Annotated in this window: 21 protein-coding genes; 7 read left to right on the forward strand and 14 right to left on the reverse strand. The window is 73.7% G+C overall.

Going from position 1 to position 25147, the window contains the following annotated elements; genetic code table 11:
- Positions 1 to 437: 437 nt before the first annotated feature.
- From CP984_RS15665 to CP984_RS15680, 4 genes are all read left to right on the forward strand, one after another.
- Entirely contained in the window at positions 438 to 1109 is a 672-nt protein-coding gene (locus tag CP984_RS15665; RefSeq protein WP_003981901.1) for a bifunctional DNA primase/polymerase, read from the forward strand.
- A 172-nt stretch (positions 1110 to 1281) separates the two neighbouring features.
- Positions 1282 to 2139 (forward strand): ABC transporter ATP-binding protein, encoded by an 858-nt coding sequence (locus CP984_RS15670; protein WP_003981900.1) that lies wholly within the window; start codon positions 1282 to 1284, stop codon positions 2137 to 2139.
- Positions 2136 to 3803, forward strand: coding sequence for a hypothetical protein (locus CP984_RS15675; protein WP_003981899.1), 1668 nt, complete (start codon positions 2136 to 2138; stop codon positions 3801 to 3803). Before CP984_RS15670 ends, CP984_RS15675 begins: the two co-directional genes overlap by 4 nt.
- A complete protein-coding gene (locus tag CP984_RS15680; RefSeq protein ID WP_226048659.1) occupies positions 3800 to 4285 on the forward strand; it encodes a hypothetical protein in 486 nt (161 codons plus the stop codon). The genes CP984_RS15675 and CP984_RS15680 overlap by 4 nt, the downstream gene beginning before the upstream one ends.
- Here CP984_RS15680 and CP984_RS15685 read toward each other — a convergent pair.
- From CP984_RS15685 to CP984_RS15695, 3 genes are all read right to left on the reverse strand, one after another.
- On the reverse strand, positions 4278 to 5246 hold the full coding sequence (locus CP984_RS15685) for an NAD-dependent epimerase/dehydratase family protein (RefSeq protein ID WP_003981897.1): 969 nt from the start codon (positions 5244 to 5246) through the stop codon (positions 4278 to 4280). The two genes, CP984_RS15680 and CP984_RS15685, sit on opposite strands and share 8 nt — an antisense overlap.
- A 76-nt stretch (positions 5247 to 5322) precedes the next feature.
- Positions 5323 to 6198 carry an alpha/beta fold hydrolase gene (locus tag CP984_RS15690; protein WP_003981896.1) on the reverse strand — a complete coding sequence of 292 codons (876 nt, stop codon included), beginning with the start codon at positions 6196 to 6198 and terminating at the stop codon, positions 5323 to 5325.
- A 750-nt stretch (positions 6199 to 6948) separates the two neighbouring features.
- Positions 6949 to 7641 (reverse strand): metal-dependent transcriptional regulator, encoded by a 693-nt coding sequence (locus CP984_RS15695; protein WP_003981895.1) that lies wholly within the window; start codon positions 7639 to 7641, stop codon positions 6949 to 6951.
- A gap of 406 nt (positions 7642 to 8047) precedes the next feature.
- Here CP984_RS15695 and CP984_RS15700 point away from each other — a divergent pair, with 406 nt between their 5' ends.
- A complete protein-coding gene (locus CP984_RS15700; RefSeq protein ID WP_003981894.1) occupies positions 8048 to 8806 on the forward strand; it encodes an SIS domain-containing protein in 759 nt (252 codons plus the stop codon).
- A gap of 16 nt (positions 8807 to 8822) precedes the next feature.
- Here the strand turns inward: CP984_RS15700 and CP984_RS15705 are convergent, their stop codons facing one another.
- Positions 8823 to 10208, reverse strand: a complete 1386-nt coding sequence (locus CP984_RS15705; protein ID WP_003981893.1) for a PAS domain-containing protein — start codon at positions 10206 to 10208, stop codon at positions 8823 to 8825.
- A 559-nt stretch (positions 10209 to 10767) separates the two neighbouring features.
- Entirely contained in the window at positions 10768 to 11463 is a 696-nt protein-coding gene (gene pdxH, locus CP984_RS15710) for a pyridoxamine 5'-phosphate oxidase (protein ID WP_226048660.1), read from the reverse strand.
- 435 nt (positions 11464 to 11898) lie between these two features.
- Between pdxH and CP984_RS15715 the strand changes: the two genes are divergently transcribed.
- Positions 11899 to 12996: a citrate synthase 2 gene (locus CP984_RS15715; RefSeq protein WP_003981891.1), complete on the forward strand. Its 1098-nt coding sequence runs from the start codon at positions 11899 to 11901 to the stop codon at positions 12994 to 12996.
- On the opposite strand, the gene CP984_RS15720 is transcribed toward CP984_RS15715, so the two are convergent.
- Positions 12978 to 13400, reverse strand: a complete 423-nt coding sequence (locus CP984_RS15720; protein WP_003981890.1) for a VOC family protein — start codon at positions 13398 to 13400, stop codon at positions 12978 to 12980. The genes CP984_RS15715 and CP984_RS15720 overlap by 19 nt on opposite strands.
- A 106-nt stretch (positions 13401 to 13506) precedes the next feature.
- Here CP984_RS15720 and CP984_RS15725 point away from each other — a divergent pair, with 106 nt between their 5' ends.
- Positions 13507 to 14505: a helix-turn-helix transcriptional regulator gene (locus tag CP984_RS15725; protein WP_226048661.1), complete on the forward strand. Its 999-nt coding sequence runs from the start codon at positions 13507 to 13509 to the stop codon at positions 14503 to 14505.
- Positions 14506 to 14511: 6 nt separating this feature from the next.
- On the opposite strand, the gene CP984_RS15730 is transcribed toward CP984_RS15725, so the two are convergent.
- From CP984_RS15730 to CP984_RS15765, 8 genes are all read right to left on the reverse strand, one after another.
- Positions 14512 to 15138, reverse strand: a complete 627-nt coding sequence (locus CP984_RS15730; protein WP_003981888.1) for a TetR/AcrR family transcriptional regulator — start codon at positions 15136 to 15138, stop codon at positions 14512 to 14514.
- The gene (locus tag CP984_RS15735; RefSeq protein ID WP_003981887.1) at positions 15126 to 15917 is read right to left on the reverse strand and encodes an enoyl-CoA hydratase family protein; all 792 of its coding nucleotides are present in this window, start codon (positions 15915 to 15917) and stop codon (positions 15126 to 15128) included. Before CP984_RS15735 ends, CP984_RS15730 begins: the two co-directional genes overlap by 13 nt.
- Positions 15914 to 17506, reverse strand: coding sequence for a 4-coumarate--CoA ligase family protein (locus CP984_RS15740; protein ID WP_030183986.1), 1593 nt, complete (start codon positions 17504 to 17506; stop codon positions 15914 to 15916). Before CP984_RS15740 ends, CP984_RS15735 begins: the two co-directional genes overlap by 4 nt.
- Positions 17507 to 17638: 132 nt before the next feature.
- Positions 17639 to 18808 (reverse strand): acyl-CoA dehydrogenase family protein, encoded by a 1170-nt coding sequence (locus CP984_RS15745; RefSeq protein WP_003981885.1) that lies wholly within the window; start codon positions 18806 to 18808, stop codon positions 17639 to 17641.
- Between the two features lie 26 nt (positions 18809 to 18834).
- Positions 18835 to 20733, reverse strand: coding sequence for an acetyl/propionyl/methylcrotonyl-CoA carboxylase subunit alpha (locus CP984_RS15750; protein WP_003981884.1), 1899 nt, complete (start codon positions 20731 to 20733; stop codon positions 18835 to 18837).
- 7 nt (positions 20734 to 20740) lie between these two features.
- Complete coding sequence (locus CP984_RS15755; protein WP_003981883.1) at positions 20741 to 22339, reverse strand: acyl-CoA carboxylase subunit beta; 1599 nt, start codon at positions 22337 to 22339, stop codon at positions 20741 to 20743.
- The gene (locus tag CP984_RS15760) at positions 22336 to 24048 is read right to left on the reverse strand and encodes an acyclic terpene utilization AtuA family protein (protein WP_003981882.1); all 1713 of its coding nucleotides are present in this window, start codon (positions 24046 to 24048) and stop codon (positions 22336 to 22338) included. Before CP984_RS15760 ends, CP984_RS15755 begins: the two co-directional genes overlap by 4 nt.
- Positions 24045 to 24842 (reverse strand): TIGR03084 family metal-binding protein, encoded by a 798-nt coding sequence (locus CP984_RS15765; protein WP_003981881.1) that lies wholly within the window; start codon positions 24840 to 24842, stop codon positions 24045 to 24047. The genes CP984_RS15760 and CP984_RS15765 overlap by 4 nt, the downstream gene beginning before the upstream one ends.
- Positions 24843 to 25147 lie beyond the last annotated feature (305 nt).

Consider the following 25147-nt stretch of genomic DNA (forward strand, 5'->3'; position numbering starts at 1 on the left):
GTGCGTCATGTCCGCCAAAGCCTTGACTTCTGCTGGAACGGAGTGGACGGCCCGGCCGGCCGGCGGATCGCTCCGCCGGATTGCGGTGTCCGGTAGGCCCTGCCGCTCCGTGCTTCGGTGGGACGGTGGTTCCGTCTTCGGTGGGACGGTGTTCGGGGGAATCGACGCTCCGGGACCCGGTGTTCGGTGCCCGCGTTCTGCTCGCGGCGCCGCCGCCCCGGACGGCCCCGGGTTCGCTCCGGGAACGTCACGGCCGTGCCGCGGCCTTGCCGCCGGGCGGCCTCTCCGCCCGTCACGCAGGTGGCTACCCGTTCTCCGGACGCCACCCCGCACGCGCCCCCGGACATGCTTCCATGCGCCCCACGTGCGGGAACGATGCGCCGGGGTGGTGCACGTGTCGGCCGTAACCCCTGGTGACAGGGGAAGTTGTCCACCACGTGGAAGACACCATCGGAGTCACAGGAGCCTCTCAGGTCACCGAGCAGCGAGGCGAGCTGTTGATCGAAACTGCGGTGCGTTACGCGGAGGAGCGGCATTGGGACGTCCTGCCCGGCGCATGGCTCGAAGACGAGGGCGAAGTGCCGCGCTGCTCGTGCGGCGCGGCCGACTGCGCCGCACCCGGCGCGCACCCCACGGCACCCGGCTGGGCCGGCCACGCCACCGGCAGCGCGTCGGCCGCCCGCCGCCTGTGGAGCAGGAATCCACGCGCATCGATCCTGCTGCCGACGGGCCGTACGTTCGAAGCGCTCGACGTGCCCGAGGCGGCCGGCTGCCTGGCCCTGGCCCGGATGGAACGCATGGGCCTGCAGCTCGGCCCGGTCACCAGCACCCCGGGCCGCCGGATGCTGTTCTTCGTCCTGCCCGGCGCCTCGACCAAAGTGCCCGACCTCGTACGGGGCCTGGGGTGGGCGCCCGCGGCGCTGGACCTGATCACCCGGGGGGACGGCGACTACGTCGCCGCGCCGCCCACGCGCATGGGGGCGCACGGGGCGGTGCAGTGGGCGCGCAGGCCCACCGCCGCCAACCGGTGGCTGCCGGACGCGGAAGAACTGATCAGTCCGCTGGCGTATGCCTGCGCGCGCGAAGCCGTGGCCGCGCGGGGCCGGTAGGTCCGTCGGCTCCCGGCGTGCGCGCCGGGCTTCCCCTCCGTTCCGCGCGCCCCCTGCGTACCCCTCTCCGCTCGGCCGACCGGCCGTACGGCCGCGTCGCACACCCGCCCGTATCGTGGACCGCGGACGGGGGCACGACCGGCCCCTGCGGGGACATGGAAGGGCAGGCCCGGTGGCCAACGAACCGGAACACATCGACCAGCCGACCGCGGTCGGCGCGGCACCGGCGGGACCGGCCGCCGGGCAGGACGGGGCGGCACCGGCCGCCGTCCGCGTGCGGGGGCTGTGGAAGAAGTACGGCGAGCAGATCGCCGTCGCGGGAATCGACCTGACGCTGCCCGCCGGCCGGTTCATCGGCCTGGTCGGCCCGAACGGCGCGGGCAAGACCACCACCTTGTCGATGGTGACCGGCCTGCTGCGCCCGGACGCCGGACAGGTGGAGATCGGCGGCCACGACGTGTGGCAGGACCCGGTCGCGGTGAAGTCCCGGATCGGCGTACTGCCCGAGGGCCTGCGCCTGTTCGAGCGGCTGTCCGGCCGCGAACTGCTGTCGTACATCGGGCGGCTGCGGGGGCTGCCCGGTGCCGAGGTCGACAAGCGCGCCGACCAACTCCTCGAAGTCCTGGACCTGTCCGGGGCGCAGAACAAGCTCGTCGTGGACTACTCGACCGGTATGCGCAAGAAGATCGGTCTGGCGGCGGCGCTGCTGCACAACCCCGAGATCCTCTTCCTGGACGAGCCGTTCGAGGGCGTGGACCCGGTGTCCGCGCAGACCATCCGCGGCGTCCTGGAGCGCTACACCTCGTCCGGGGCCACCGTCGTCTTCTCCAGCCACGTCATGGAGCTGGTGGAGTCGCTGTGCGACTGGGTGGCGGTGATGGCCGGCGGGCGCATCCGGGCGGACGGGCCCCTCGCCGAGGTACGCGGCGACGCGCCGACGCTCCAGGACGCGTTCCTCGAACTGGTCGGCGCGGGCGGCCGCGCCGCCGGACACGACCTGGACTGGCTGGGCGGCGGGGGCGCCCGATGACCTCCACCCCCTCCTCGGCGGCGCTCACCCGCACGCCCGGCGGTCCCGCCGCCGCGGCACCGGGCACGTCGCTCACCCCCGTCTTCGTCCGCCTCAAGCTGTCCCTGCTGCGCAACGGGCTGCGCCAGTCGACCGGCCGGGCCGTCGCGTATGTGGCGTCGCTGGCCATGGCCCTGCTGTGCGCGGCGGTCGTGCTGATCGGGCTGGTGGCCCTGCGCGGTGTCGAACACGCGGGCGCGCTGGGCGTGCTGCTCGTCGCGCTGCTGACGCTGGGCTGGGCGGTGATGCCGCTGTTCTTCCCGGGCGGTGACGAGACCCTGGACCCGACCCGGCTGGTCATGCTGCCGCTGCGGCCCCGGCCGCTGATCTTCTCGCTGCTGATGGTGTCCCTGGTGGGGGTCGGCCCAATCTTCACCCTGGCGCTGGCCGTCGGCTCGGTGATCATGCTGGCGCACGGCGCGGCGGCCGCGGTGACCGGTGTGCTCGCCGTGGTCCTGGTCATCCTGGTGTGCGTGGCGCTGGCGCGGGCCGTGGCCACCGCCAACGTACGGCTGCTGACCAGCCGCCGGGGCCGCGACCTGGCCGTACTGAGCGGCCTGTTCATCGCGCTCGGCGGGCAGGCCGTGAACCTCGCCTCGCAGAAGCTGTTCGGCGCGGGGGCGGCCGGGCTGTCCGCCCTGGAGGGCGCGTCCGACGTGGTGCGGTGGATTCCGCCCGCCTCGGCCGTGGACGCGGTACGCGCGGCGAGCGACGGCGCGTACGGACGCGCCGTACTGGGCCTCGCGCTGGCCGCGGTGGCGCTCGCCCTGCTGCTGTGGTGGTGGCAGCGCACGCTGACGACGGTGATGACCTCGCCCGACTCGTCCACCCTCCAGGCCGTCGAGAAGGACAGCGGCCGTAAACAGCGCGACGCGGGCAGCGGGCTGCAACGCCTGCTGCCGGAGGGCCGTACGGGCCCGGTCATGCTGCGAATGCTGCGCTACGCGTGGCGCGACCCGAAGACGAAGATGGGCTGGGCGATGGCGTTCGGCGTCGGCCTGCTGATCCCGGTCGTCTCCGCCGTCCAGGGAAACGGCTCCATCTACACGGCGTTCTCCGCCTCGGCCCTGCTGGGCATGCAGATGTACAACCAGTTCGGACAGGACACCTCGGCGTTCTGGATGGTCGCCTCGACGATCTCCACACCGCGCGACGCCTATCTGGAGCTGCGCGGGCGGGCGCTGGGCCTGGCGCTGGCCGCGGTGCCGTTCGTGACGGTGGTCGTGGTCGGCGCGGCGGCCCTCCTCGGGCCGTGGTCCGCGTTCTGGGACGTCTACGGGCTGTCGCTGGCGCTGCTCGGCTCGCTGGTGGCGACGGGCGCGCTGGCCTCGGCGCTGTTCCCGTACTCGATCCCCTCGGAGGGCAACAAGAACATCGCCCCGGGCCAGGGGGCCATCGCCTGGATCAGCCTGTTCGGCGGGATGCTGGTGAGCGCCGTGTTCGCGGCCCCCATGGCCGGGCTGACGATCTGGCTGCACGTGGCGGGCCTGCACGGCCTGCTGTGGGTGCTGGTTCCGGTGGGCGCCGCGTATGGCGTCGGCGTCGCGCTCCTGGGAATGCGGATCGCCGCGCCCCGGGTGGTGGCGCGGCTGCCGGAGATCCTGGCAGCGGTCAGCAAGGGATGAGGCAAGCCACGGGGGAGGTCCGCGGGCACGCGCCCGCGGACCTTGAGGGCGGTTCCGGGCCGGGCCTGCGGCAGCGGTGGGGACGGCTGCCGGTGTGGGCGCGGTGGGTCGCCGCGGTGTACGCGATCGGCTTCGCCCAGGGCGCGTGCGCCCACCTGCTCGACCTGATACGCGGCGGCATCCACGCCTACGCGGCGTACCCGCAGGTGGCCTTCGAGGTCTACTTCATCAGCCTGGTGGTCCTCGACCCGCTGGCCGCGCTGCTGGTGGTGCGGCTGCGGGGAGCGGGGGTGTGGCTGGCGTGCGGTGTGATGATCACGGACGTCACCGCGAACTGGGCCGGCAACTGGCCGTCCATACAGGCCGACTGGACGCAGCTGCTGCGCCCGGTCGGCCTGCTGCCCATCACGCTCTTCGGCCTGTTCGTCGTCGCGACGAGCGGTGCCCTGCGCCGTGCGTTCGGCCGGGCCGCCGTTACGTGACCGAGTCGGACGCCTGGCTCGCGAGGACCGCGCGTTCCTCCTCGGGCGTGTAGCCGAGGCGGAGCGGCGGCTCGCCGCGGGCGCGGTCCCAGGCCAGTACGTCGGCCGCGGTGACCTCCAGCGGCGTCGCGGGCAGGCCCGCCCGCCGGGCGCGGGCCGCGCTGCGCTGCTGGGTCGGCCGGTCCGGGCGGACGAGCGGGAACATCGGGGGCGCGCCCTCGGGAGGGACCGGCACGATCTCGACCTCGGTACCGGCGGCCCGCGCGCAGGTCCTGATCAGCCCGCCGAGCGTCGTCGGCTCCGCCGGGCCCACCGCCTGGAAGGCACCGGGGCGGTCGTCGGTGATCAACCGCACCACCAGCCGGGCCAGATCCCGTGAGTCGACGACCTGCACCGGCTGCTCCGGGTCGCCCGGCAGCGCCACCCGGCCACCGCGCGCGGCACGGCGTACCCAGTAGGTGAAGGTGTCCATCGAGTCGTGCGGCCCGGCCACCTTTCCCGGCCGGACGATCGTCGCCCGCGCGCCGTACCGGGCCGTCACATCGTCCTCGCAGGCCACTTTGAGCGGGCCGTACGTGGCCTCGCTCAGTTCTTCGGTATGCCGGACGGGCGGGCGGCGCGGGGTGTCCTCGTCGCTGCCCGGGGCCAGGCCCGTACGTTCGTAGACGGCGTGGCTGGAGATGAACAGGTACCGGCCGACGCGGTCGCCGAGGGCGTCCATCGCCTGCCCGACGTGGCGCGGGACATAGCCGCTGACGTCCACGACGGCGTCCCAGGCGCCCGCGCGCAGCGCCGTGTGGTCGCCGGTGTCGCGGTCGCCGATGAGGCGGGTCAGCCGGGGGAACAGGTCCGGGTTGGTGCGGCCCCGGCCGAAGAGAGTCACCTCGGCACCGGTACGCAGGGCATCCTCGACGATGGCGCGCCCGACGAAGGACGTGCCGCCAAGTACAAGAAGGTGCATGGTGGTTGACCCTAGGGGGGTCCGGTGGCCGCGGCCGGGAATGACGGGCGGTCCGCGGCCCCGGTGCGTCGCGGGGTCAGCCCTGGAGGACGGATTCCAGGAACGGGTCCAGGACGGCCCGCCACTCCTCGGGAGCCTCCCAGGGGAGCCAGTGCCCGGCGTCCGGTATCTCGGCGTAGACGCCGCGCGGGAGGACGCGGACCATCTCCTGGGCCTCCGCGCGGCCCAGTTCGCCGTCCAGGCCGCGGACCACGAGCGTGGGGCACTGCACCAGGGCGAGATCTTCCCAGTGCGCGTCGTGGACCCAGGTCTCGCGGGCGCTGAGCATCTGGTGGCGGGAGAAGACCGGCCGCCAGCCGTCCGCGCGTTCGGCCATGACCTCGGCGAAGAACTCGCCGCGGGCCGGCATGGGACGCTCCAGGGTCGGGTCGTCCTCGCCGAACCACTTGCGGACGTCCGCGAGGGTGGCGAACGGGACCGGCCAGGAGCGGAACCAGTCCGCCCACTCCTGCTGCGAGGCCGAGCCCAGGGCCGAGGCCCGCATGTCGCAGACGACGAGCGCGCTGACGAGGTCGGGGCGGCGGGCGGCTATCTGCCAGGCCGTCAGGGCGCCCATGGAGTGGCCTATCAGGATGACGGGGGCCAGACCGAGCTGTTCGATGGCGGCGATGCCGTCGGCGACGTACGCCTCGCGGTCGTACGGACCGTCCTGGGGCTTCTCGCTGCGGCCGTGGCCGCGCTGGTCCAGCCCGACGGGGCGGCACCGGGAACCGAGCCAGCGGGCGGTCTCGGCCCAGTGCGACGCACGGCCCATCAGGCCGTGCAGGAGGAGCACTCCCGGGCGGCCCCGCTCACCTTCCTCCCCTCCCCCGCCGGGCTTCGGCGGATCGGTGAACTCCCAGGCGGCGAGCCGGACACCGCCGGCTCCCGTCACGTCGATACGGCGCACCATGGGTCCTGGCACCCCCATTCGGTCTTCGAGCAGCCCCACACTATCGAACCTCTATTCGAGTAGGCCGTTCCTGCGCTCAATAACCCTCGTTCGGGTGACCACGCCCAAGGGTTGCCGGTCGTCGCCGAGGGGAGACACGTAGCGGGAGGCGGGCCCCACCGGGAAGGGGGCCCACGGGAGAAGACCCTGAGAGCTCGGGGCTCCGGGTCTTGGCGGGGGGACATGGGGAGGCGGGGCCCCGGCTGCTCGCAGCGCCGGGGCCCCGGATGTGCGCGGGGCGGCGGACGCTGTTCCGCCGGACGGCCCGGAACCCCTCACGACTTGCCGAAGTCGCGGCACACGCCAAAGCCGCGCCACGCGCGACCGCCGCGGTACGCATGAAGCGGGCGGCGCGGACGAACTCACCACCGCCGACGCTGTTCGCGTTCGCCGGACCGGGGACCCCGGTGGACCGTCCCTCACCCGAGCCCCCTCCCCGGCCCGGGCCCGCGGCGGCAGGGAGCATCCTGCCCGGTACTCCTCAGCCGCCTCGCCCCAGGCCATAGGCACCACACGTCATGAGCCGCCGTGCACGCGCGCGCACGCCGCGCGGCTCCCGCCCGTCATCGCGCACGTGCTCAGCGCCAGGGTGACACGCCACCGCCCGCCGCGCTCGCGGTTCGCCAACTCCGTCCGGCGGCGCGGCCGTTGTACGCCGCGCCGGACCGGCCGTCGCGCCAGGTCAGCCGGGGGACGGACGGCCGTACGAGGTCAGCGCTTGGCCACGAAAACGTGGGCGGCGATCTCGGATTGCAGTTCCGCGGCCTCGCCGCTGCTGCCGACGAGCACACCGGAGGGCGACTCGGTCACACTGACCACCGCGCCCGGCTGCACACCGGCCCGCCGCAGCGTGTACATGAGCTGGGCGTCCGCCTGGATGGGCTCGCCGATGCGGCGCACCACGACCGTCTTGCCGTCCGCGCCCGCCTCCAGGTCCATCAGGCTCACCATGCCGGCGTCCAGGAACGGGTCGGCCTCGGCCTTCTCGCCCAGCTCCTCCAGACCCGGGATGGGGTTGCCGTACGGCGACTCCGTCGGATGCCGCAGCAGCTCGACGACGCGGCGCTCGACCGCCTCGCTCATCACGTGCTCCCAGCGGCACGCCTCGGCGTGCACCTGCTCCCACTCCAGGCCGATGACGTCGACCAGCAGGCACTCGGCGAGGCGGTGCTTGCGCATGACGCGGGTCGCCAGCCGACGGCCCTCCTCGGTCAGCTCCAGATGGCGGTCGCCCGCGACCGTGAGCAGGCCGTCGCGCTCCATGCGCGCCACGGTCTGGCTGACCGTCGGGCCGCTCTGTTCGAGCCGCTCCGCGATCCGGGCGCGCATCGGGACCACACCTTCCTCTTCCAGCTCAAGGATGGTGCGGAGATACATCTCCGTGGTGTCGATCAGTCCGGACATGCGTGCCCCTCGATGTGTCGTGCGGTGGCCCTGACCTCAATTCTGACGCATCCCACCGACAACGGTTCCGCGTCCGCTCCGCCCACCGCCTCCGGGGACCCGGCGGGGCGGCCGCCACCCTGCGGCGGGACGGCAACCGGGCGACGCCCGGGCGGCCGGAAGGTTGCCACCCGGTCGCGAGCGGCGGCGTACACCGTATTGACAGGGCACTGGTCCAGACCGCAACGTGATCCGCGCCACGGGCGAGGACCGACGGGGACCGCGGGGGCTGGTGGGGGCGGCGTTTCCCGGCGCCGGCCGGGCGCCAGTACGTGCCGGAACGCGTCGGAACACGTCAGAACGTGGACAAACGTACGAGGACCAACGTACAAGACCGAGGAACACCGACGAGAGGGGCCCCGCGGCGATGGGCGAGAGCAACCGGTTGGCCGGGCAGTACTTCGACGCCGCGATCGAGCTGCTGCGCCGGGTGCGCGACGAGGAGGACGAGCGGATCGGCGCGGCCGGCACGCTGATCGCCGACACCGTCGAGGCGGGCGGCCGGGTCTTCGTCTTCGGCGCCGGGCACTCCTCGCTCCCCGCCCAGGACACCGTCTACCGGGCCGGCGGGCTCGCGATCATGAACCTGCTGACCGTGCCGGGCGTGGTCGGCGTCGACGTACGGCCCGCCACCCTCGGCAGCGCGCTGGAGCGGGTGGACGGGCTGGCCGGGGCCGTCCTGGACACCAGCCCCCTGGAGGCCGGTGACGTGCTGATCATCATCTCGCTCTCCGGGCGCAACTCGCTGCCCGTGGAGATGGCGATGAACGCGCGGGCGCTCGGCCTGAAGGTCATCGGCGTGACCTCGGTGGCGTACGCGGACGAGACCAGGTCCCGGCACGTCTCGGGCACCCACCTCAGGGACCACTGCGACCTGGTCCTGGACAGCAAGATCCCGGTGGGCGACGCGGAGTTGACGGTGCCGGGCATCGAGGCGCCGTTCGCGCCCGCCTCCACGGTCGTCACCAGCGCGATCATGCAGTCGGTGGTCGCGACGGCCGCCGGGGTGCTGGCCGACCGCGGCATCGAGCCGCCGCTGCTGCGCTCCGGGAACGTGGACGGCGGGCACGACTGGAACGGCCGGGTGATGCGGGAGTACGCGGACCGGATCTACTACCGGCAGTAGCGGCCGGTCCGGCGGCCTACGGCTCCCGCCCCGCGGGGCCGCCCGCCAGGTCCAGCGCCGCCGCGATCCGGGACGCGACGTCTTCCGCGTACGACGCGTCCGCCCGGTCGAACGGGCGCCGGGAGGGGCCGCGCAGGAACGTCGCCACGCCCAGCGTCCGCCCCCGGCTGCGCAGCACCACGCACAGGCCGTGCACCGTGCCGTCCGGCCACTTGCGGGCCGCGGCCCAGCCCTCCGCGATCGCCGGGCCCGCGCCGGCCCGTACCGAGCCGCACCGCTCCAGTGCCTGGGCGGCCGGGTGGCCCGGGCCGTAGGCCACCGGGATGCCGGTCGGCGGCATGGCCTCGGAGGGGCCGGGCGCGCCGGCGGGCGAGGCGATGGCCCGTACGAGAGCGGGCGGACCGGCCGCGTCCGGGCCGACGGCGGACACACCGGTGTCACCGCCGCCACCGCCCCCCACCACATCGATCAGCCCGTGATCGGCGAACCCGGCGAGGGCGAAGTCGAGGTGGACCGCCGCCGCCTCCATCGGGTCCTCGCACTCCCCCGCCGCCCGGCCCGCGCGGTGCAGCTGCTGGGCGCGGAAGCGCAGCAGCGAGGCTTCCTGTTCCGCGCGCTTGGCGTCCGTGACGTCCTGGAAGATCCAGCCCACGCCGAGCGGCACGGGCTCCTCCGCCAGCGGCGAGGCCAGCCGGACGAAGCCGCTGCGCCAGCACCGGCGGGTCTGTTCGACCTCGTCGGACCGGAGCGTCACCCACAGCTCGGCGGCGGCCGGCGGCGTGCCCTCCGCCAGGACGTGGGTCAGGGCGCTCTCCAGTTCCTCCACGCCCTGGGCCAGCAGATCACCCAGCGGACGCCCCAGGACGGCCGTACGGCCCATCCCCAGGGCGCGGGCGGCGTGCGCGTTGACGACGGCGGGCCGCAGGTCGGCGTCGACCAGCACGACGCCCCAGGAGGCGTCCACGAAGAGCGCCTCGCTCAGCGCGATGGAACGCTCCAGGTCGATCTGCGCGTGCACCTCGCTGAACGCGCAGTACACGCCCGCCGCCCGCCCGTCGGGCCCGAGCACGGCGGAGGACTGCGTACGCACCAGGACGCGGCGCCCGTCCTTGGTCAGCAGCGCGAACTCGTGGACCTGGCGTCCGGGCGAGCGGGTCGCCGCGAGCAGGTCGGCCTCGACCTCGTCGGCGTCCTCCTTGCGGACCGCCCATCCGGCCAGCCCCTGCCGGCCGACGGCCTCGGCCGCCGTCCAGCCGAGCAGCCGCTCGGCCTCGCGGTTCCAGTGGGTGACCGCGCCGTCCGCGCCGAAGGCGCACAGCGCGGCGTCCATCCCGTCCAGCAGGGCGGCGAGCAGGCCGGAGTCCTCACTGTCCGGCTGCGGGTCCGGACCGTCACCGGGCACGGCGCCCGCGCACGCGTCGTCCGGCGGACCGCCCCGGTCCGCGGCCCGCCCCGGCCCCCCGGGCGGTACGGGCTCGAAGCGGTGCGACGAGGACGACGAAGAGGACGACGAAGACGAAGCAGCCACTGGCACCCCCTACGAACGCGGCCGCACGTGCCGCACGTCGGATCATTCAACTGGAACGTGACGCGGGCCACACCCCATTCGGCGAAATCGCCGCCCCGGGAAATTCGGTTGTGCGGCCCCGGGGCCGGTTCCTAGGGTGTGAGGCACACGAGAAGGGAGGTGGTTCGGCAGATGATTTCTTACCGGACGCGTGAGGTGACTGCGGGCTAGCGGCCCGTCGTCGCACTCAGTGTGCAGCGCCGGACCAGCGCAGGAGTCAGCTGCGCAGCCGGCCCAATCCCCAGCAGTCACCCGACCCGCGGGCTGCCGGTTCGTCCGACCGGCCCCTTCGCGCCCCAGGCGCGGGGGAAGCCCGCGGGTCGCCTGCGTTCGCGGGCGCTTCGCGGGCACGGACGCGGCGCGGGTACGGACGCGCCCGTACCCGCCCCGGCGCTCAAGGCGCCAGCCGTACGACGGCCCAGCCGTCCCCGTCCCCCTGCCGCTCGTAGCGCAGCCGGTCGTGCAGACGGTTCTCCCGGCCCTGCCAGAACTCGACGGTCTCGGCGACGACCCGGATGCCGCCCCAGTGCGGCGGCGCGGGCACCTGCTCGCCCTCCGGGTAACGGGCCGCCAGCTCCGCCCAGCCGCGCTCCAGTTCGGCGCGGGAGGCGACCGGCGCCGACTGGTCGCTGGCCCAGGCGCCCAGCTGCGATCCGTGCGGGCGGGTGCGGAAGTACGCGGCGGTCTCGTCGCGGCCGATGCGGGTGGCCGGTCCTGTGATGATCACCTGGCGGGCCAGCGGGTGCCACGGGAAGAGCAGCGAGGCGTACGGATTCTCCGCCAGGTCGCGGCCCTTGCGGCTGGTGTAGTTGGTGAAGAACACGAAGCCGTGCTCGTCGAACCGCTTGAGCAGCACGGTCCTTGAGCTGGGGCGGCCGGCGGCGTCGGCGGTCGAGACGACCATCGCGTTCGGTTCGTGCAGTCCGCTCGCGGCCGCTTCCTTGAACCAGCGCGCGAACTGGTCGTACGGGCTCGGAGCGAGGTCTGTCTCGTCGAGTCCCTCGGCGCGGTACTGCGCCCGCATGGCGGAAGGATCGAACGGATCGGGGAGCGGCGTGTCGGCGGAGTGCACGGCCACATCTTGCAGCATGGAGGGCTGTTGGGGCAGCCGGGTGGCAGGGAAGTCTGCCCCTCGACGGCCCGGCGTAACCCTCTCGTAAGCGAATCGCCCGGTGTGCCGGATGTCACGCTTCCCGGGAAGTGCCGGACCGGCCAAAATCGTGCCGCGCGCCACTGTGGCGCGGCGACAGCGCGGGATATCGTGTCCGCCCTGAAGTGATCGAAGTGACGTGCTCCGGGCGGGATGCCACGGGTGCCGGTCGGGTGACCAACGCCCGCGCGGGGCATGACGGGAGTGACCGGTACGGACCGCGAGCCGCAGGGTGGCCGCGTACCCGGACCGGCGCCCGGCCGGCCGCGCGGCGTCCCGCGAACCGCCGACCCGGCCGGCCTGACCTGACAGATCTTGAACGCACGGCATCTTGGTCATGAGCCGCATGTCGTCCACATCTTGAGGAGCCGCCTGATGTCCGACTTCGTACCCGGACTCGAAGGAGTCGTCGCGTTCGAGACGGAGATCGCCGAACCGGACAAGGAAGGCGGCGCGCTCCGGTACCGCGGTGTCGACATCGAGGACCTCGTCGGGAAGGTCTCCTTCGGGAACGTGTGGGGGCTGCTGGTCGACGGATCGTTCAACCCCGGTCTGCCGCCGGCCGAGCCGTTCCCGATCCCCGTCCACTCGGGTGACATCCGGGTGGACGTGCAGTCCGCGCTGGCCATGCTCGCGCCGGTGTGGGGCCTGAAACCGCTGCTGGACACCGATGAGCAGACGGCGCGGGACGAGCTGGCGCGGGCCGCGGTCATGGCGCTCTCGTACGTCGCGCAGTCGGCGCGCGGGCAGGGCCTGCCGATGGTGCCGCAGAAGGAGATCGACAAGGCCGGGACCGTCGTCGAGCGCTTCATGAAGCGGTGGCGGGGCGAGCCGGACCCCAAGCACGTCGCGGCCGTGGACGCGTACTGGACCTCGGCGGCCGAGCACGGCATGAACGCGTCCACCTTCACGGCCCGGGTCATCGCCTCGACCGGGGCCGATGTGGCGGCGGCGCTGTCCGGCGCGGTGGGCGCGATGTCCGGGCCGCTGCACGGCGGGGCGCCGTCCCGGGTCCTCGGCATGATCGAGGAGATCGAGCGGACGGGTGACGCGACGGCGTATGTGAAGCGGGCGCTGGACCGCGGCGAGCGGCTGATGGGCTTCGGCCACCGGGTGTACCGCGCCGAGGACCCGCGGGCGCGGGTGCTGCGGCGCACGGCGCGCGAGCTGGGCGCGCCGCGCTTCGAGGTCGCGGAGGCGCTGGAGAAGGCCGCCCTGGAGGAGCTGCACAACCGGCGCCCGGACCGCGTGCTGGCGACGAACGTGGAGTTCTGGGCGGCGATCGTGCTGGACTTCGCGGAGGTTCCGGCGCACATGTTCACGTCGATGTTCACCTGTGCCCGTACGGCGGGCTGGAGCGCGCACATCCTGGAGCAGAAGCGGACCGGCCGCCTGGTCCGGCCGTCTGCCAAGTACGTGGGCCCGGGGCCGCGCGGCCCGGAAGCGGTGGACGGCTACACGGCGCCCGCGTAACGGGCCGGGCGCTCCTGGCGCCGTACGGCGTCCTCGGTGACGGGCGTGAAGAGGTTGACCAGGTTGCCGTCGGGGTCCCGCAGGAGCAGGGAGCGGTTGCCCCACGGCATGGTCGTCGGCTGCTGGACGAAGGTGTGGCCGAGGTCGGTCAGGCGACGGTGTTCCGCGTCCACGTCCGGGACGCGGAACTCGATGATCACCGAGTGGTTGGCGGCGGCCCGCGCGATGTCCTCCCCGAACAAGGCCACCGTGCGGCTGCCGGCGATCGCCAGCGTGCCGGACGGCGTGACGCATTCGGCGAATTCCGGGGTGGCCCACTCGGCCCGTACGCCGGTGACGTGCTCGTAGAACCCGACGAGGCGGGCGACGTCGTCGGTGATCATGCGGAGGGAGACGAGGTTCATGGTGCGGCTTTCTGGCGTAGGGAAATGCGCCCGGATCTGCGGGCTCCGCTCACGCTAGGACCCATACCGGACAGATTCCGCCCGGTATGGGCGTCACACTTTCCGGGTGACCACTTCGACCACCGCCCGGGTGCTCGCCCTGCTGGAGATCCTCCAGGGCGGCGGCGTCCGTACCGTTCCCGAGCTGGCCGCCCGCCTCGGCGTCGACGAGCGCACCGTCCGCCGCTACGTCGGCCACCTGCTGGACCTGGACATCCCCGTCGACGCGGTGCGGGGCCGCTACGGCGGCTACCGGCTCGCCCCCGGCTACCGGATGCCGCCGCTGATGCTCACCGACGAGGAAGCCCTTGCCGTGCTGCTCGGCCTGCTCGCGGGGCAGCGCGGCGGGCCGGGCGCCGCCTCCGCGGCGGCCGGTGAGAGTGCCGCTGCGAAGGTGCGGCGGGTGCTGCCGGTGGCTCTGCGGCAGCGGCTGGAAGCGCTGCTGGAGACGGCCGACTTCACCGAGCGGCCCCGTCCCGCGGCCCCGCCGGAGGCGGCGGTGCTGCTCGAACTCGCCGAAGCCGTACGCAAGCGGCGGCCGGTGGCGTTCGCGTACACCGACCGCAAGGGCGACGGCAGCGCCCGCACGGTCCTGCCGTACGGTCTCGTGGCGCACTCCGGGCGGTGGTACCTGACCGGGGCCGGACGGGACGGCGGGGAGATGCGGATCTTCCGGCTGGACCGGATCGCCTCCGTCCGCGTGCTGTCCGGTTCGTTCGAGATCCCGGACGGTTTCGACCCGGCGGCGACCGTCCTCGACCATCTCGCCCGTACGCCGTGGAAACACGACGTGTCGCTGCGCGTCCGCGGCACCGTCGAGCACCTTCACGACCACCTCCCGGCCGGGATCGCCGCCCTGTCCCACGACGAGCCCGACCCGTCCGATGACGAGCCCGGATGGGTCCGCGTCCGCATCCGGGCCGAGCGGCTGGACTGGATTCCGCCCGTACTGGCCGCGCTGGACCGCCCGTTCGTCATCGAGCGCCCGGCCGCCCTGCGCGACCTGGTGCGTGCGCTGGCCCGGCGCCTCGGCTCGTACGCGGACGCTGACGACCCGTCCCGCTGAGCCCCCTCAGCCCCCGTTCAGCACGGTGTCCAGGATGTGCGCCCACTGTGTCACCACGCGGTCGCGGCGGGGCTTGTCGTCGGTGAGGAGCGTGGCGAGGCCGAGGCCGCGGGACATGTCGAGGAGGCCCTGTACGGTCTCGCGGACGCCGGGGACCGCCTCGTCGGCGCCCAGCAGGGCGACCGCCGTGCGGTGCGCCTCGCGGCCCACCCGGGCCTCCAGGGCGGTGACCCGCTCGCGCAGCGGCTCCTCGTCGGAAGCGGCCACCCACAGATGCAGGGCGGCGCGGAAAAGAGGACCCGTATAGAGGCCGACGATCTCCTCGACGACGATACGGGTGCGTGCCGACGATCCGGTGGGCGGCAGGTCGTTCGCCACCGCCTTGAGCGCGCTCTGCCGCATCTCCGCGACATGCTCGACGGCGGCCGTGAACAGGTCCTCGCGGGTACGGAAATGGTGCTGGGCGGCCCCCCGCGAGACGCCCGCGCGCTCCGCGACGACGGAGACCGTACTGCCGCTCCAGCCCCGCTCGGCGAGGCAGGAGACGGCCGCTTCCAGCAGGGCGCGGCGGGTGGCGCGGCTGCGTTCCTGCTGCGGCTCCTTGGCGGCGCGGGAGGAGGTCACCGTACCCATGACGGTTCCCGGCGCTGGAGGAAGGCGGTCATGCCCTCGCGGGCCTCGTCGGAGGCGAAGAGGCGGGCCGAGGTCTCGGCGAGGGCCGCGGTGTCGCGGTCGAAGGCCCGCAGGACTTCGGCGGTGACCAGGGCCTTGGACTCCGCCAGGCCCTGCGGGGAGCCCTTGCGCAGCCCGGCCAGCACCGGTTCGAGGGCCGCGTCGGGATCGTCGGCGGCCATCGTCACCAGGCCGGTGCGGGCCGCTTCGGCGGCGTCGAAGCGCTCGCCGGTCAGGTAGTAGCGGGACGCGGCCCGCGGGTCCATACGGGGCAGCAGCGGCATGGAGATCACGGCGGGGGCGAGGCCGAGGCGGGCCTCGGTGAAGGCGAACGTGGCGCCGGGGCCCGCCACCGACAGGTCGCAGGCGCCGAGGAGGCCGAGGCCGCCCGCGCGTACATGGCCGGTGACCCTGGCGACGACCGGCTTGGGGAGTTCGATGATCGTCCGCAGCAGGCGGGCGAGGCCGAGCGGGCCGGAGGCCGCGGCTGCCGCGGGGTCCGTGGCCTCCGTCAGGTCCGCTCCCGCGCAGAACGTCGTCCCGGTGTGGGTGAGCAGCACGGCGCGGGTGCCGGCGGACCCGGCCGCCTCTGCCAGCGCCTCGTGGAGCTCGCCCACCAGGCGCCGGGAGAGCGCGTTGCGGTTGCGTGGGGAGTCGAGGGTGAGGACGGTGACGCCCCGGTCGTGGGCGCGCCGTACCAGCGGTCCGTCCGGGGTGGCGTCCGGTGTGGCGTCGGTCATGAGGCCGTGGAACTCCTTTCCCTGGCGCGCAGTTCGCGCCGCAGGATCTTGCCGGTGGCGGCGCGGGGCACGAGGTCCGTGAACTCCACCCGCCGTACCTTCTTGTACGGGGCGACCCGCCCGGCAACGTACGCGATGACGTCCTCCTCGGTGAGCCGGGCCCCCGCCCCGCCGCGCTGCCGTACGACATACGCCTTGGGTATCTCGTTGCCGTCCGCGTCGGTGACGCCGATCACCGCGGCGTCCGCGATGCCTTCGTGGGCGAGCAGCACCGCTTCGAGGTCGGCCGGCGCGACCTGGTAGCCCTTGTATTTGATCAGCTCTTTGACCCGGTCGACGACGTGCAGCCAGCCGTCCGCGTCCACCTGCCCGATGTCGCCGGTGTGCAGCCAGCCGTCCGCGTCGATCATCGCGTCGGTCTCCGCGGGCCGCCCGAGGTAGCCCTTCATCACCTGCGGGCCGCGGATCCAGATCTCGCCGCTCTCGCCGGTGCCGAGGTCCTTGTCCGCGTCCAGGCAGCGGATGCGCATCTCGGTGCCCGGCAGCAGCTTGCCGACGGTGCCGGGCGGCGCGTCGGCGGCGCCCAGCGGCACGATGTGGGTGCCGGGCGACAGTTCGGTCATGCCGTACGCCTGCATGACGGGCGGGATGCCCAGGCGCCGGGCGCAGGCGTCGGCGAGCCGGGCGTCCAGCGGGGCGGCGGCGCTGACGAGGTAGTCGAGCGAGGACAGGTCGTACTGGGTGACGGCCGGGTGCTTGGCGAGGGCCAGCACGATGGGCGGGGCCACGTACACCGCGTTGATCCGGTACTTCTCGATGGTGCGCAGGAAGTGTTCGAGGTCGAAGCGGGGCAGCACGACGACGGTGGAGCCGTTGCGCAGCGGGGAGTTGATCAGGGCGGTGAGGCCGTAGATGTGGAAGAACGGCAGTACGGCCAGCACGCGGTCGCCGGGGCCGCTGCCGACCAGCCGGTTGAGCTGGGCGAGGTTGGTGGCGATGTTGCGGTGGGTGAGCATCACGCCCTTCGGGGTGCCGGTGGTGCCGGAGGAGTAGGGCAGCACGGCCACGTCGTGCGCGGGGTCGATGCGGACGGCCGGTTCGGGCGCGGTGGAGGCGATCATGTCGCGTACGGAGCGGTGGCCCACGGCGCCGTCGCAGACGAACACCTCCGTGATGCCGCCCGTCTGCTCGGCGGCGCTGCGGGCGGTCTCCAGCAGCGGGGCGACGGTGACGATCCAGTTGGCGCCGGAGTCGCGCAGCTGCTGGGCGAACTCGCCCGATGTGCACAGGGGGTGCACGGTGGTGACGGCGGCGCCGCAGCGCGAGGCGGCGTAGAAGACGGCCGGGTAGGCGATGGTGTTGGGGCTGTGCAGCGCGAGCACGTCGCCGGGCAGGACGCCCGCGTCGGCCAGGGCCGCGGCGATCCGGCGGCTGGCGCCGTCGAGTTCGGCGTAGCTGAGCGTGGTGCCGTCCTGGCCGTCGATCAGCGCGGGCAGGGCGGCGTGCTCGGTGGCCGACCGGCCCAGTACGGCTTCGTGGATCGGCAGGTCGACGGGCGCGACATCGGCGTACTGACTGTGAAAGACCATGGCCATCCCCTCAGCAGCGGCGCGCGCCCGGTGCCGGTACGGGCCGCGGGCGGGCGCCTGTCCGTGTGCGTGCAGCATCGCGGTTGCCGGTGCGGTTGTCAGTACGGCGACCGCGATGCCGGGCACGGCCGGTCAGTACGACTTCGGGAGCCCGAGGCTCTGGTGGGAGACGTAGTTGAGGATCATCTCCCGGCTGACCGGCGCGATCCGTGCCACGCGGGCCGCGGTGATCAGGGACGCGAGGCCGTACTCGTGGGTCAGGCCGTTGCCGCCGAGGGTGTGCACCGCCTGGTCCACGGCCCTGACCGCCGCCTCGGCCGCCGCGTATTTGGCCATGTTGGCGGCCTCGCCCGCGCCCATGTCGTCGCCCGCGTCATAGAGGTGGGCGGCCTTCTGCATCATCAGGCGGGCGAGTTCCAGCTCGATGTGCACCTGGGCGAGGGGGTGGGCGATGGCCTGGTGGGCGCCGATGGGCGCCTTCCAGACCTGGCGGGTACGGGCGTAGTCGACGGCCCGCTCGACCGCGTACCGGCCCATGCCGAGGGCGAAGGCGGCGGTCATGATGCGCTCGGGGTTGAGCCCGGCGAAGAGCTGGAGCAGCCCCGCGTCCTCCTCGCCCACCAGCGCCTCCGCGGGCAGCCGTACATCGTCCAGCGTCAGCTCGAACTGCTTCTCCGGCGCCCCCAGCTCCATGGATATCCGACTGCGCCCGAATCCGGGGGCGTCGCGCGGGACGATGAACAGACAGGGCTTGAGCTTGCCGGTACGGGCGTCCTCGGTGCGGCCGACGATCAGCGTGGCCTCGGCGATGTCCACGCCCGAGATGAAGACCTTGCGCCCGTTGAGGACCCACTCGCCGGTGGCCGGGTCGCGGCGGGCCGTGGTGGTGATGCGGTGGGAGTTGGAGCCGGCGTCCGGTTCGGTGATGCCGAAGGCCATCGTGCGTGAGCCGTCGGCGAGGCCGGGCAGCCAGGCGCGCTTCTGCTCCTCCGTACCGAAGCGGGCGATGACCGTGCCGCAGATGGCGGGCGAGACGACGAGCATGAGCAGCGGGCAGCCGGCCGCGCCCAGCTCCTCCAGCACGATGGAGAGTTCGGCGATGCCGCCGCCTCCGCCGCCGTACTCCTCGGGCAGGTTCACCCCCAGGTAGCCCAGCTTGGCGGCCTCGGTCCACAGCTCGTCGGTGTGCTTGCCCTCGGCGACGACGCGGGTGAAGTACTCGCGTCCGTAGCGCTTGCCGAGTGCGGCGACGGAGGCGCGGAGGGCGCGGTGTTCCTCGGTTTCGATCACGGGGGTGCTCACGGGGACTCCTTCGAGGGGGAGCGCCGTCATACGGTGACGACGGCCAGCGGCGTGCCCACCTCGACCTGCTGGCCGGCCTTGACGTGCAGGGCGGTCAGCGTGCCGGAGGCGGGTGCGGTGATCTTGTGTTCCATCTTCATGGCTTCGAGCCAGAGCAGCGGGGCACCGGCCTCGACGCGGTCGCCCTCGGCCAGGCCGTCGGCCACCCGGACGACCGTGCCGGGCATGGGGGCGAGCAGCGAGCCGGGTTCGGTGCGGGCGCCGGGGTCGGGGAAGCGGGGCAGGGCGGTGAGGGTACGGGAGCCGGCGGCGGAGTCGACGTAGATCTGGTCGCCGTGGCGGGCGACGGTGAACTCGCGCCGTACGCCGTCCGCTTCAAGGACGACCCGGCCGGGGGCGGACCGGACGAGCCGTACGCCGGGGAAGTCTTCGGCGTGCAGCCCGTCGCGGCCCAGCCGGTAGCGGATCTCGTGCTCGGTGCCGCCGCAGGCGTACGTCTTGGTCTGCGGCTGGGACGGGACGTTGCGGAAGCCGCCGAAGCGGGACCGGCCGTGCGCGTCGGCGAGGGCGGCAGCCAGCGCGCACAGGCCGGTGGCCGTGGCGTCGGGCGCCGTCGTGAGGGCGTCGAGGTTGCGGTCGTAGAAGCCGGTGTCCAGGCCGGTGGCGGTGGCGAACTCGGGGTGGCGCAGGGACCGCACGAGCAGGTCGCGGTTGGTGACCGGGCCGTGCACACGGGCCCGTTCCAGCGCGCCCGCCAGCTTGCGTACGGCCTCGGCGCGGCTCGGCGCCCAGGCGATGACCTTGGCCAGCATCGGGTCGTAGTGGACGCCGATGACGCCGCCGTCGGCCACGCCCGAGTCGAGCCGGACGCCATCGGGCACGGACAGGCGGTGCAGCGTGCCGGTCTGCGGCTGCCAGCCCGCCGCCGGGTCCTCCGCGTACAGCCGGGCCTCCACGGAGTGGCCGCGCGGCTCGGGCGGCTCCTCCGCCAGCGCCTCCCCTTCGGCCACCCGCAATTGCAGGGCGACGAGATCGACGCCGTACACGGCCTCGGTGACCGGGTGCTCGACCTGGAGGCGGGTGTTCATCTCCAGGAAGTGGGCGTGGCCGGTGGCGGAGACCAGGAATTCGACGGTGCCCGCGCCGCGGTAGCCGATGGTGCGGGCGGCGTCGGCGGCGGCCGTGTGCAGGGTGGCCCGCAGTTCGTCGGAGAGGCCGGGTGCGGGGGCCTCCTCGATGACCTTCTGGTGGCGGCGCTGGAGGGAGCAGTCGCGGGTGCCGAGCGTCCAGACCGTGCCGTGCGCGTCAGCGAGGACCTGCACCTCGACGTGGCGCCCGCCGACGACGTACGGCTCGGCGAAGACCTCGCCGTCCCCGAACGCCGACGCGGCCTCGGCCCGCGCCGCCGCCAGCTCCCCCGACAGGTCCGCCAGGTCCCGTACGACCCGCATGCCGCGCCCGCCGCCGCCCGCCGCCGCCTTCACCAGCAGCGGCAGATCGGCGTCCGTGGCACGGTCCGGGTCGACCGGGGCGAGCAGCGGCACCCCGGCCGCCGCCATCAGCTCCTTGGCGCGCGTCTTGGACGCCATCGCCTCGATCGCGGCGGGCGGCGGGCCGACCCAGGTCAGGCCCGCGTCGGCGACGGCCGCGGCGAATCCGGCGTTCTCGGAGAGGAAGCCGTAGCCGGGATGGACCGCGTCGGCTCCGGCGACGTGCGCGGCCTTCACGATCAGGTCGCCGCGCAGATAGGTGTCGGCCGGGGCGCTGCCCGGGAGGCGTACGGCGGCGTCGGCCTCGCGGACGTGCGGCGCGTCGGCGTCCGCATCGGAGTACACGGCCACCGTCGCGATGCCCAGCTCCCGGCAGGTGCGGAAGATCCGGCGGGCGATCTCGCCACGGTTGGCGACGAGGAGGGAAGAGATCACGGGTTCCTCACATCCGGAAGACGCCGAAGCCGCCGCGCGCACCCTCCACGGGCGCGGTGTGGACGGCGGACAGGCACAGGCCGAGGACGGTTCGGGTGTCGCGCGGGTCGATGACGCCGTCGTCGTACAGGCGCCCGGACAGGAACATCGGCAGCGACTCTGACTCGATCTGCTGCTCCACCATGGCGCGCAGCCCGGCGTCGGCCTCGTCGTCGTACGGCTGCCCCTTGGCGGCGGCGGAGGCGCGCGCCACGATCGACAGCACCCCGGCGAGCTGCTGCGGGCCCATCACGGCGGACTTGGCGCTGGGCCAGGCGAACAGGAAACGCGGGTCGTAGGCGCGGCCGCACATCCCGTAGTGCCCGGCGCCGTACGAGGCGCCCATGAGGACGGACAGGTGCGGGACGCGCGAGTTGGACACCGCGTTGATCATCTGGGCGCCGTGCTTGATGATGCCGCCCTGCTCGTACTCCTTGCCGACCATGTAGCCGGTGGTGTTGTGCAGGAAGAGCAGCGGGATGTCGCGCTGGTTGGCGAGCTGGATGAACTGCGCTGCCTTCTGCGACTCCGCGCTGAACAGCACGCCCTGCGCGTTGGCGAGGATGCCCACGGGGTAGCCGTGCAGCCGGGCCCACCCGGTCGTGAGCGAAGGCCCGTACAGCGGCTTGAACTCGTCGAAGTCCGAGCCGTCCACGATGCGGGCGATGACCTCGCGCGGGTCGAAGGGGGCCTTGAGGTCGCCGGGGACGATGCCGAGCAGTTCGTCCTCGTCGTACTTGGGCGGTTCGGCCGGTGCGGGATCTCCGTGCGCCTTCTGCCAGTTCAGGCGGGAGACGACCCGGCGGGCCTGCCGGAGCGCGTCCGGCTCGTCCACGGCGAAGTGGTCGGCGAGTCCGGACGTGCGGGCGTGCATCTCGGCGCCGCCCAACGACTCGTCGTCGCTCTCCTCGCCGGTGGCCATCTTGACCAGCGGCGGCCCGCCGAGGAAGACCTTCGCCCGCTCCTTGACCATGATCACGTGGTCGGACATACCGGGGATGTACGCGCCGCCCGCGGTCGAATTGCCGAAGACCACGGCGACGGTGGGGATGCCGGTGGCCGACAGCCGGGTGATGTCCTTGAACAGCGCCCCGCCCGGAATGAAGATCTCCTTCTGGCTGGGCAGGTCCGCGCCGCCCGACTCGACCAGGGAGACGACGGGCAGCCGGTTGGCGAAGGCGATCTCGTTGGCGCGCAGGGCCTTCTTCAGCGTCCAGGGGTTGGAGGCGCCACCGCGTACGGTCGGGTCGTTGGCGGTGACCAGGCACTCCACGCCCTCGATGACGCCGATGCCGGTGACCAGCGAGGCGCCCACCGGATAGTCGCTGCCCCAGGCGGCGAGCGGCGACAGTTCGAGGAACGGCGTGTCCGGGTCGAGGAGCAGCTCGATGCGCTCGCGGGCGAGCAGCTTGCCGCGCCCCCGGTGCCGTTCGACGTACTTCGCGCCGCCCCCGCCGAGGGCCTTGGCGTGTTCGGCCTCGATCTCGGCCAGCTTGGCGAGCATCGCCTCGCGGTGGGCCGCGTATTCGGGCCCTGCCGGGTCCAGCCGGCTGCCGAGCACGGTCACCGCAGTACCTCCGGTATGTCCAGGTGGCGGGCGCGCAGCCACTCCCCCACGGCCTTGGCCTGCGGGTCGAAGCGGGCCTGCGCGGCGACGCCCGCGCCGAGCAGGCCGTCGATCACGAAGTTCAGGGAGCGCAGGTTGGGCAGGACGTGGCGGGTGACGGGCAGGTCCGCCGTCTCCGGGAGGAGTTCGCGCAGCCGGTCGGCGGTCAGCTCGTGGGCCAGCCAGCGCCAGGCCGCGTCCGTACGGGCCCAGACGCCGACGTTGGCGGAACCGCCCTTGTCGCCGCTGCGGGCACCGGCCACCAGGCCGAGCGGGGCGCGGCGCGTCCGGCCGTCGTGGGCGAGGGGTTCGGGGAGCGGGGGTTCGGCGAGTGGTGTCGGCTCGCGGGTTTCCACAGGCGGGGACAGTTCGGTGCGGCTGCCGTCCGGGAGTACGGCGGTGTGCGGTACGTCCGCGGCGGCCACGTACTCCGCCTCGAAGACCCCGTACGGCTCGCCCTTGCCCGGCGGCGCCGTGACGTGGAAGCCGGGGATGCTCCCGAGCGCCAGCTCGACGGCGGCCCCGCTGACCACCCGGCCCACCGCGTCCTGGTCGGCGTCCCGCACCACCAGCCGCAGCAGGGCGCTCGCCTCCTCCTGGACGGCGGCGTCGGGGTGGTCGGTCCGGGCCAGCGTCCATTCCACGCCCGCCGGGCGGCGCTCGGCCGCGTCGAACGCCGCTTCCATCTGCTCCCGTACGAGGGCGGCCTTCGCCTCGATGTCCAGGCCGGTCAGCACGAACGTGACCGCGTTGCGCCAGCCGCCCAGGCGGGTCAGGCCCACCTTCAGCGTCGGCGGCGGGGCCTCGCCGCGCACACCGTCGATACGCACCCGGTCGGTGCCGTCCTGGGTCAGCCGTACGGTGTCCAGCCGCGCGGTCACGTCCGGGCCCGCGTAGCGCGCGCCGGCCGTCTCGTACAGCAGCTGGGCGGTGACGGTGCCGACGGTCACCGCGCCGCCCGTACCCGGGTGCTTGGTGATCACCGAGGAGCCGTCGGCGGCGATCTCGGCGAGGGGGAAGCCGGGATGGCGCAGGGCGTCGGCGTCGTGGGCGGCGAAGAACGCGTAGTTGCCGCCGGTGGCCTGGGTGCCGCACTCCAGGACATGGCCCGCGACGACCGCGCCCGCCAGCCGGTCGTGGTCCGTGGGCGCCCAGCCGAAGTGGGCCGCCGCGGCCCCGCTGACCAGGGCGGCGTCCGTGACCCGGCCGGTCACCACCACCTCGGCACCGGCCCGCAGACACGCGGCGATGCCCGCGCCGCCCAGATAGGCGTTGGCGGTCAGCACGCCCGCGCGCCCGGCGTAGCGGGCCATGAGGTCGTCGCCCTCGACGTGCGCCACCCGTACGGGGACGCCGACCCGCTCCGCCAACTCCCTTACGGCCTCGGCCAGCCCGGCGGGGTTGAGACCGCCCGCGTTGGTGACGATCCGCACCCCACGCTCGGCAGCCAGGCCGAGGGTGTCCTCCAGCTGCCGCAGGAACGTCTTCGCATAGCCGCGCGTGGGGTCCTTGAGGCGATCGCGGCCCAGGATGAGCATGGTCAGTTCGGCGAGGTAGTCGCCGGTGAGGACGTCGAGCGGGCCGTCGGTGAGCATCTCGCGTACGGCGTCGAAGCGGTCGCCGTAGAAGCCGGAGGCGTTGCCGACGCGCAGCACGTCCCCGCCGGTCACCGGGCGTCCCGCCCGCCCGGCTCACGGCCCTTGCCAGGCGGCCCGGCGAACGCCTGGGCGATGTCCAGCCACCGGTCCGCGTCCGCGCCCTCGGCCCGTACGTCCACGTCGTCGCGGTGCGCGCGCTGCGTGACCAGCAGGCAGAAGCCGAGGGCGTCGCCGGTCACCCGCTGCGCCGCGCCCTCCGGTCCGTACGTCCAGGTGCCGCCGCCGGGAGCGCGCAGCTCGACGCGGAACTCCTCGGCCGGGACCGGCAGCCCGTTGGCCGCGTACGCGTAGTCCCGCGCGCGCACGCCGATACGGGCCACGTGCCGCAGCCGCGCCGTGGGCTCACGCCGTACGCCCAGCGTGTCGGCGATGTCCTGGCCGTGCGCCCAGGTCTCCATCAGCCGGCCCGTGGCCATGGAGGCGGTGCTCATCGATGTCGCGAACCACGGCATCTTGTCCCGCGTGGTCCGGGTGGCCAGAGCCTCGTACAGCTCGGTCCGGACCGCGCGCCAGCTCGCCAGCAGCTCCTCGGGCGGCGCCTGCGCTTCGCGCCGCGCGCCCTCGTCGACGAAGGTCGCGGGCGAGGCCAGAGCCCGCTCGGCCGCTTCGCGGAAGGCGGCGGGGTCGGTGGCGGACAGCAGGGCCTGCCGGTCGGTCCAGGTCAGGTGCCCGATCTGGTGGGCGATGGTCCAGCCGGCGGCCGGTGTCGGCTCCGCCCACCGCGCCGGCGCCAGCCCGCCGACCAGCGCGTCGAGCGCCTCTCCTTCGTCCCTCAGATCCGCCAGTACGGCGTCGGCGTCGGACACGCGGCACTCCCCTCGTCGGCCATCTGCCGTACGGGCAGGGCACGTTGACTCATGCGGTGCGGGTACCGAGCGTGGCAGCGCGGGGAGAAACAATCAAGCACGCCTGCATGATTTTCTGCGAGGAGGGAGTGCGGGGTACGGGGCGACCGCGGCGCTGACGCCAGAGCGGCACTCCATGGCACACCACCTGGCGCCCCGACGGCGCCACCGTGGCATCACCATGAGCCACGGCACCGCCAGGACGATGCCACGGCCCATCGATTTTTCAGACAAACCCGCAGCTCAGGTTAGGTGCGCGCCACAGT

Origin of the sequence: Streptomyces rimosus (genome assembly GCF_008704655.1) — a bacterium.
Lineage (GTDB): Bacteria > Actinomycetota > Actinomycetes > Streptomycetales > Streptomycetaceae > Streptomyces > Streptomyces rimosus.

What these genes read in the sequence shown, in the direction of transcription:
- CP984_RS15675 (WP_003981899.1), top strand. Translation starts at nt 2,136, where the DNA reads ATGACCTCCACCCCCTCCTCGGCGGCGCTCACCCGCACGCCCGGCGGT.
- CP984_RS15680 (WP_226048659.1), top strand. Translation starts at nt 3,800, where the DNA reads ATGAGGCAAGCCACGGGGGAGGTCCGCGGGCACGCGCCCGCGGACCTT.
- CP984_RS15685 (WP_003981897.1), bottom strand. Translation starts at nt 5,246, where the DNA reads ATGCACCTTCTTGTACTTGGCGGCACGTCCTTCGTCGGGCGCGCCATC.
- CP984_RS15690 (WP_003981896.1), bottom strand. Translation starts at nt 6,198, where the DNA reads ATGGTGCGCCGTATCGACGTGACGGGAGCCGGCGGTGTCCGGCTCGCC.
- CP984_RS15695 (WP_003981895.1), bottom strand. Translation starts at nt 7,641, where the DNA reads ATGTCCGGACTGATCGACACCACGGAGATGTATCTCCGCACCATCCTT.
- CP984_RS15700 (WP_003981894.1), top strand. Translation starts at nt 8,048, where the DNA reads ATGGGCGAGAGCAACCGGTTGGCCGGGCAGTACTTCGACGCCGCGATC.
- pdxH (WP_226048660.1), bottom strand. Translation starts at nt 11,463, where the DNA reads ATGCTGCAAGATGTGGCCGTGCACTCCGCCGACACGCCGCTCCCCGAT.
- CP984_RS15715 (WP_003981891.1), top strand. Translation starts at nt 11,899, where the DNA reads ATGTCCGACTTCGTACCCGGACTCGAAGGAGTCGTCGCGTTCGAGACG.
- CP984_RS15720 (WP_003981890.1), bottom strand. Translation starts at nt 13,400, where the DNA reads ATGAACCTCGTCTCCCTCCGCATGATCACCGACGACGTCGCCCGCCTC.
- CP984_RS15730 (WP_003981888.1), bottom strand. Translation starts at nt 15,138, where the DNA reads ATGGGTACGGTGACCTCCTCCCGCGCCGCCAAGGAGCCGCAGCAGGAA.
- CP984_RS15735 (WP_003981887.1), bottom strand. Translation starts at nt 15,917, where the DNA reads ATGACCGACGCCACACCGGACGCCACCCCGGACGGACCGCTGGTACGG.
- CP984_RS15740 (WP_030183986.1), bottom strand. Translation starts at nt 17,506, where the DNA reads ATGGTCTTTCACAGTCAGTACGCCGATGTCGCGCCCGTCGACCTGCCG.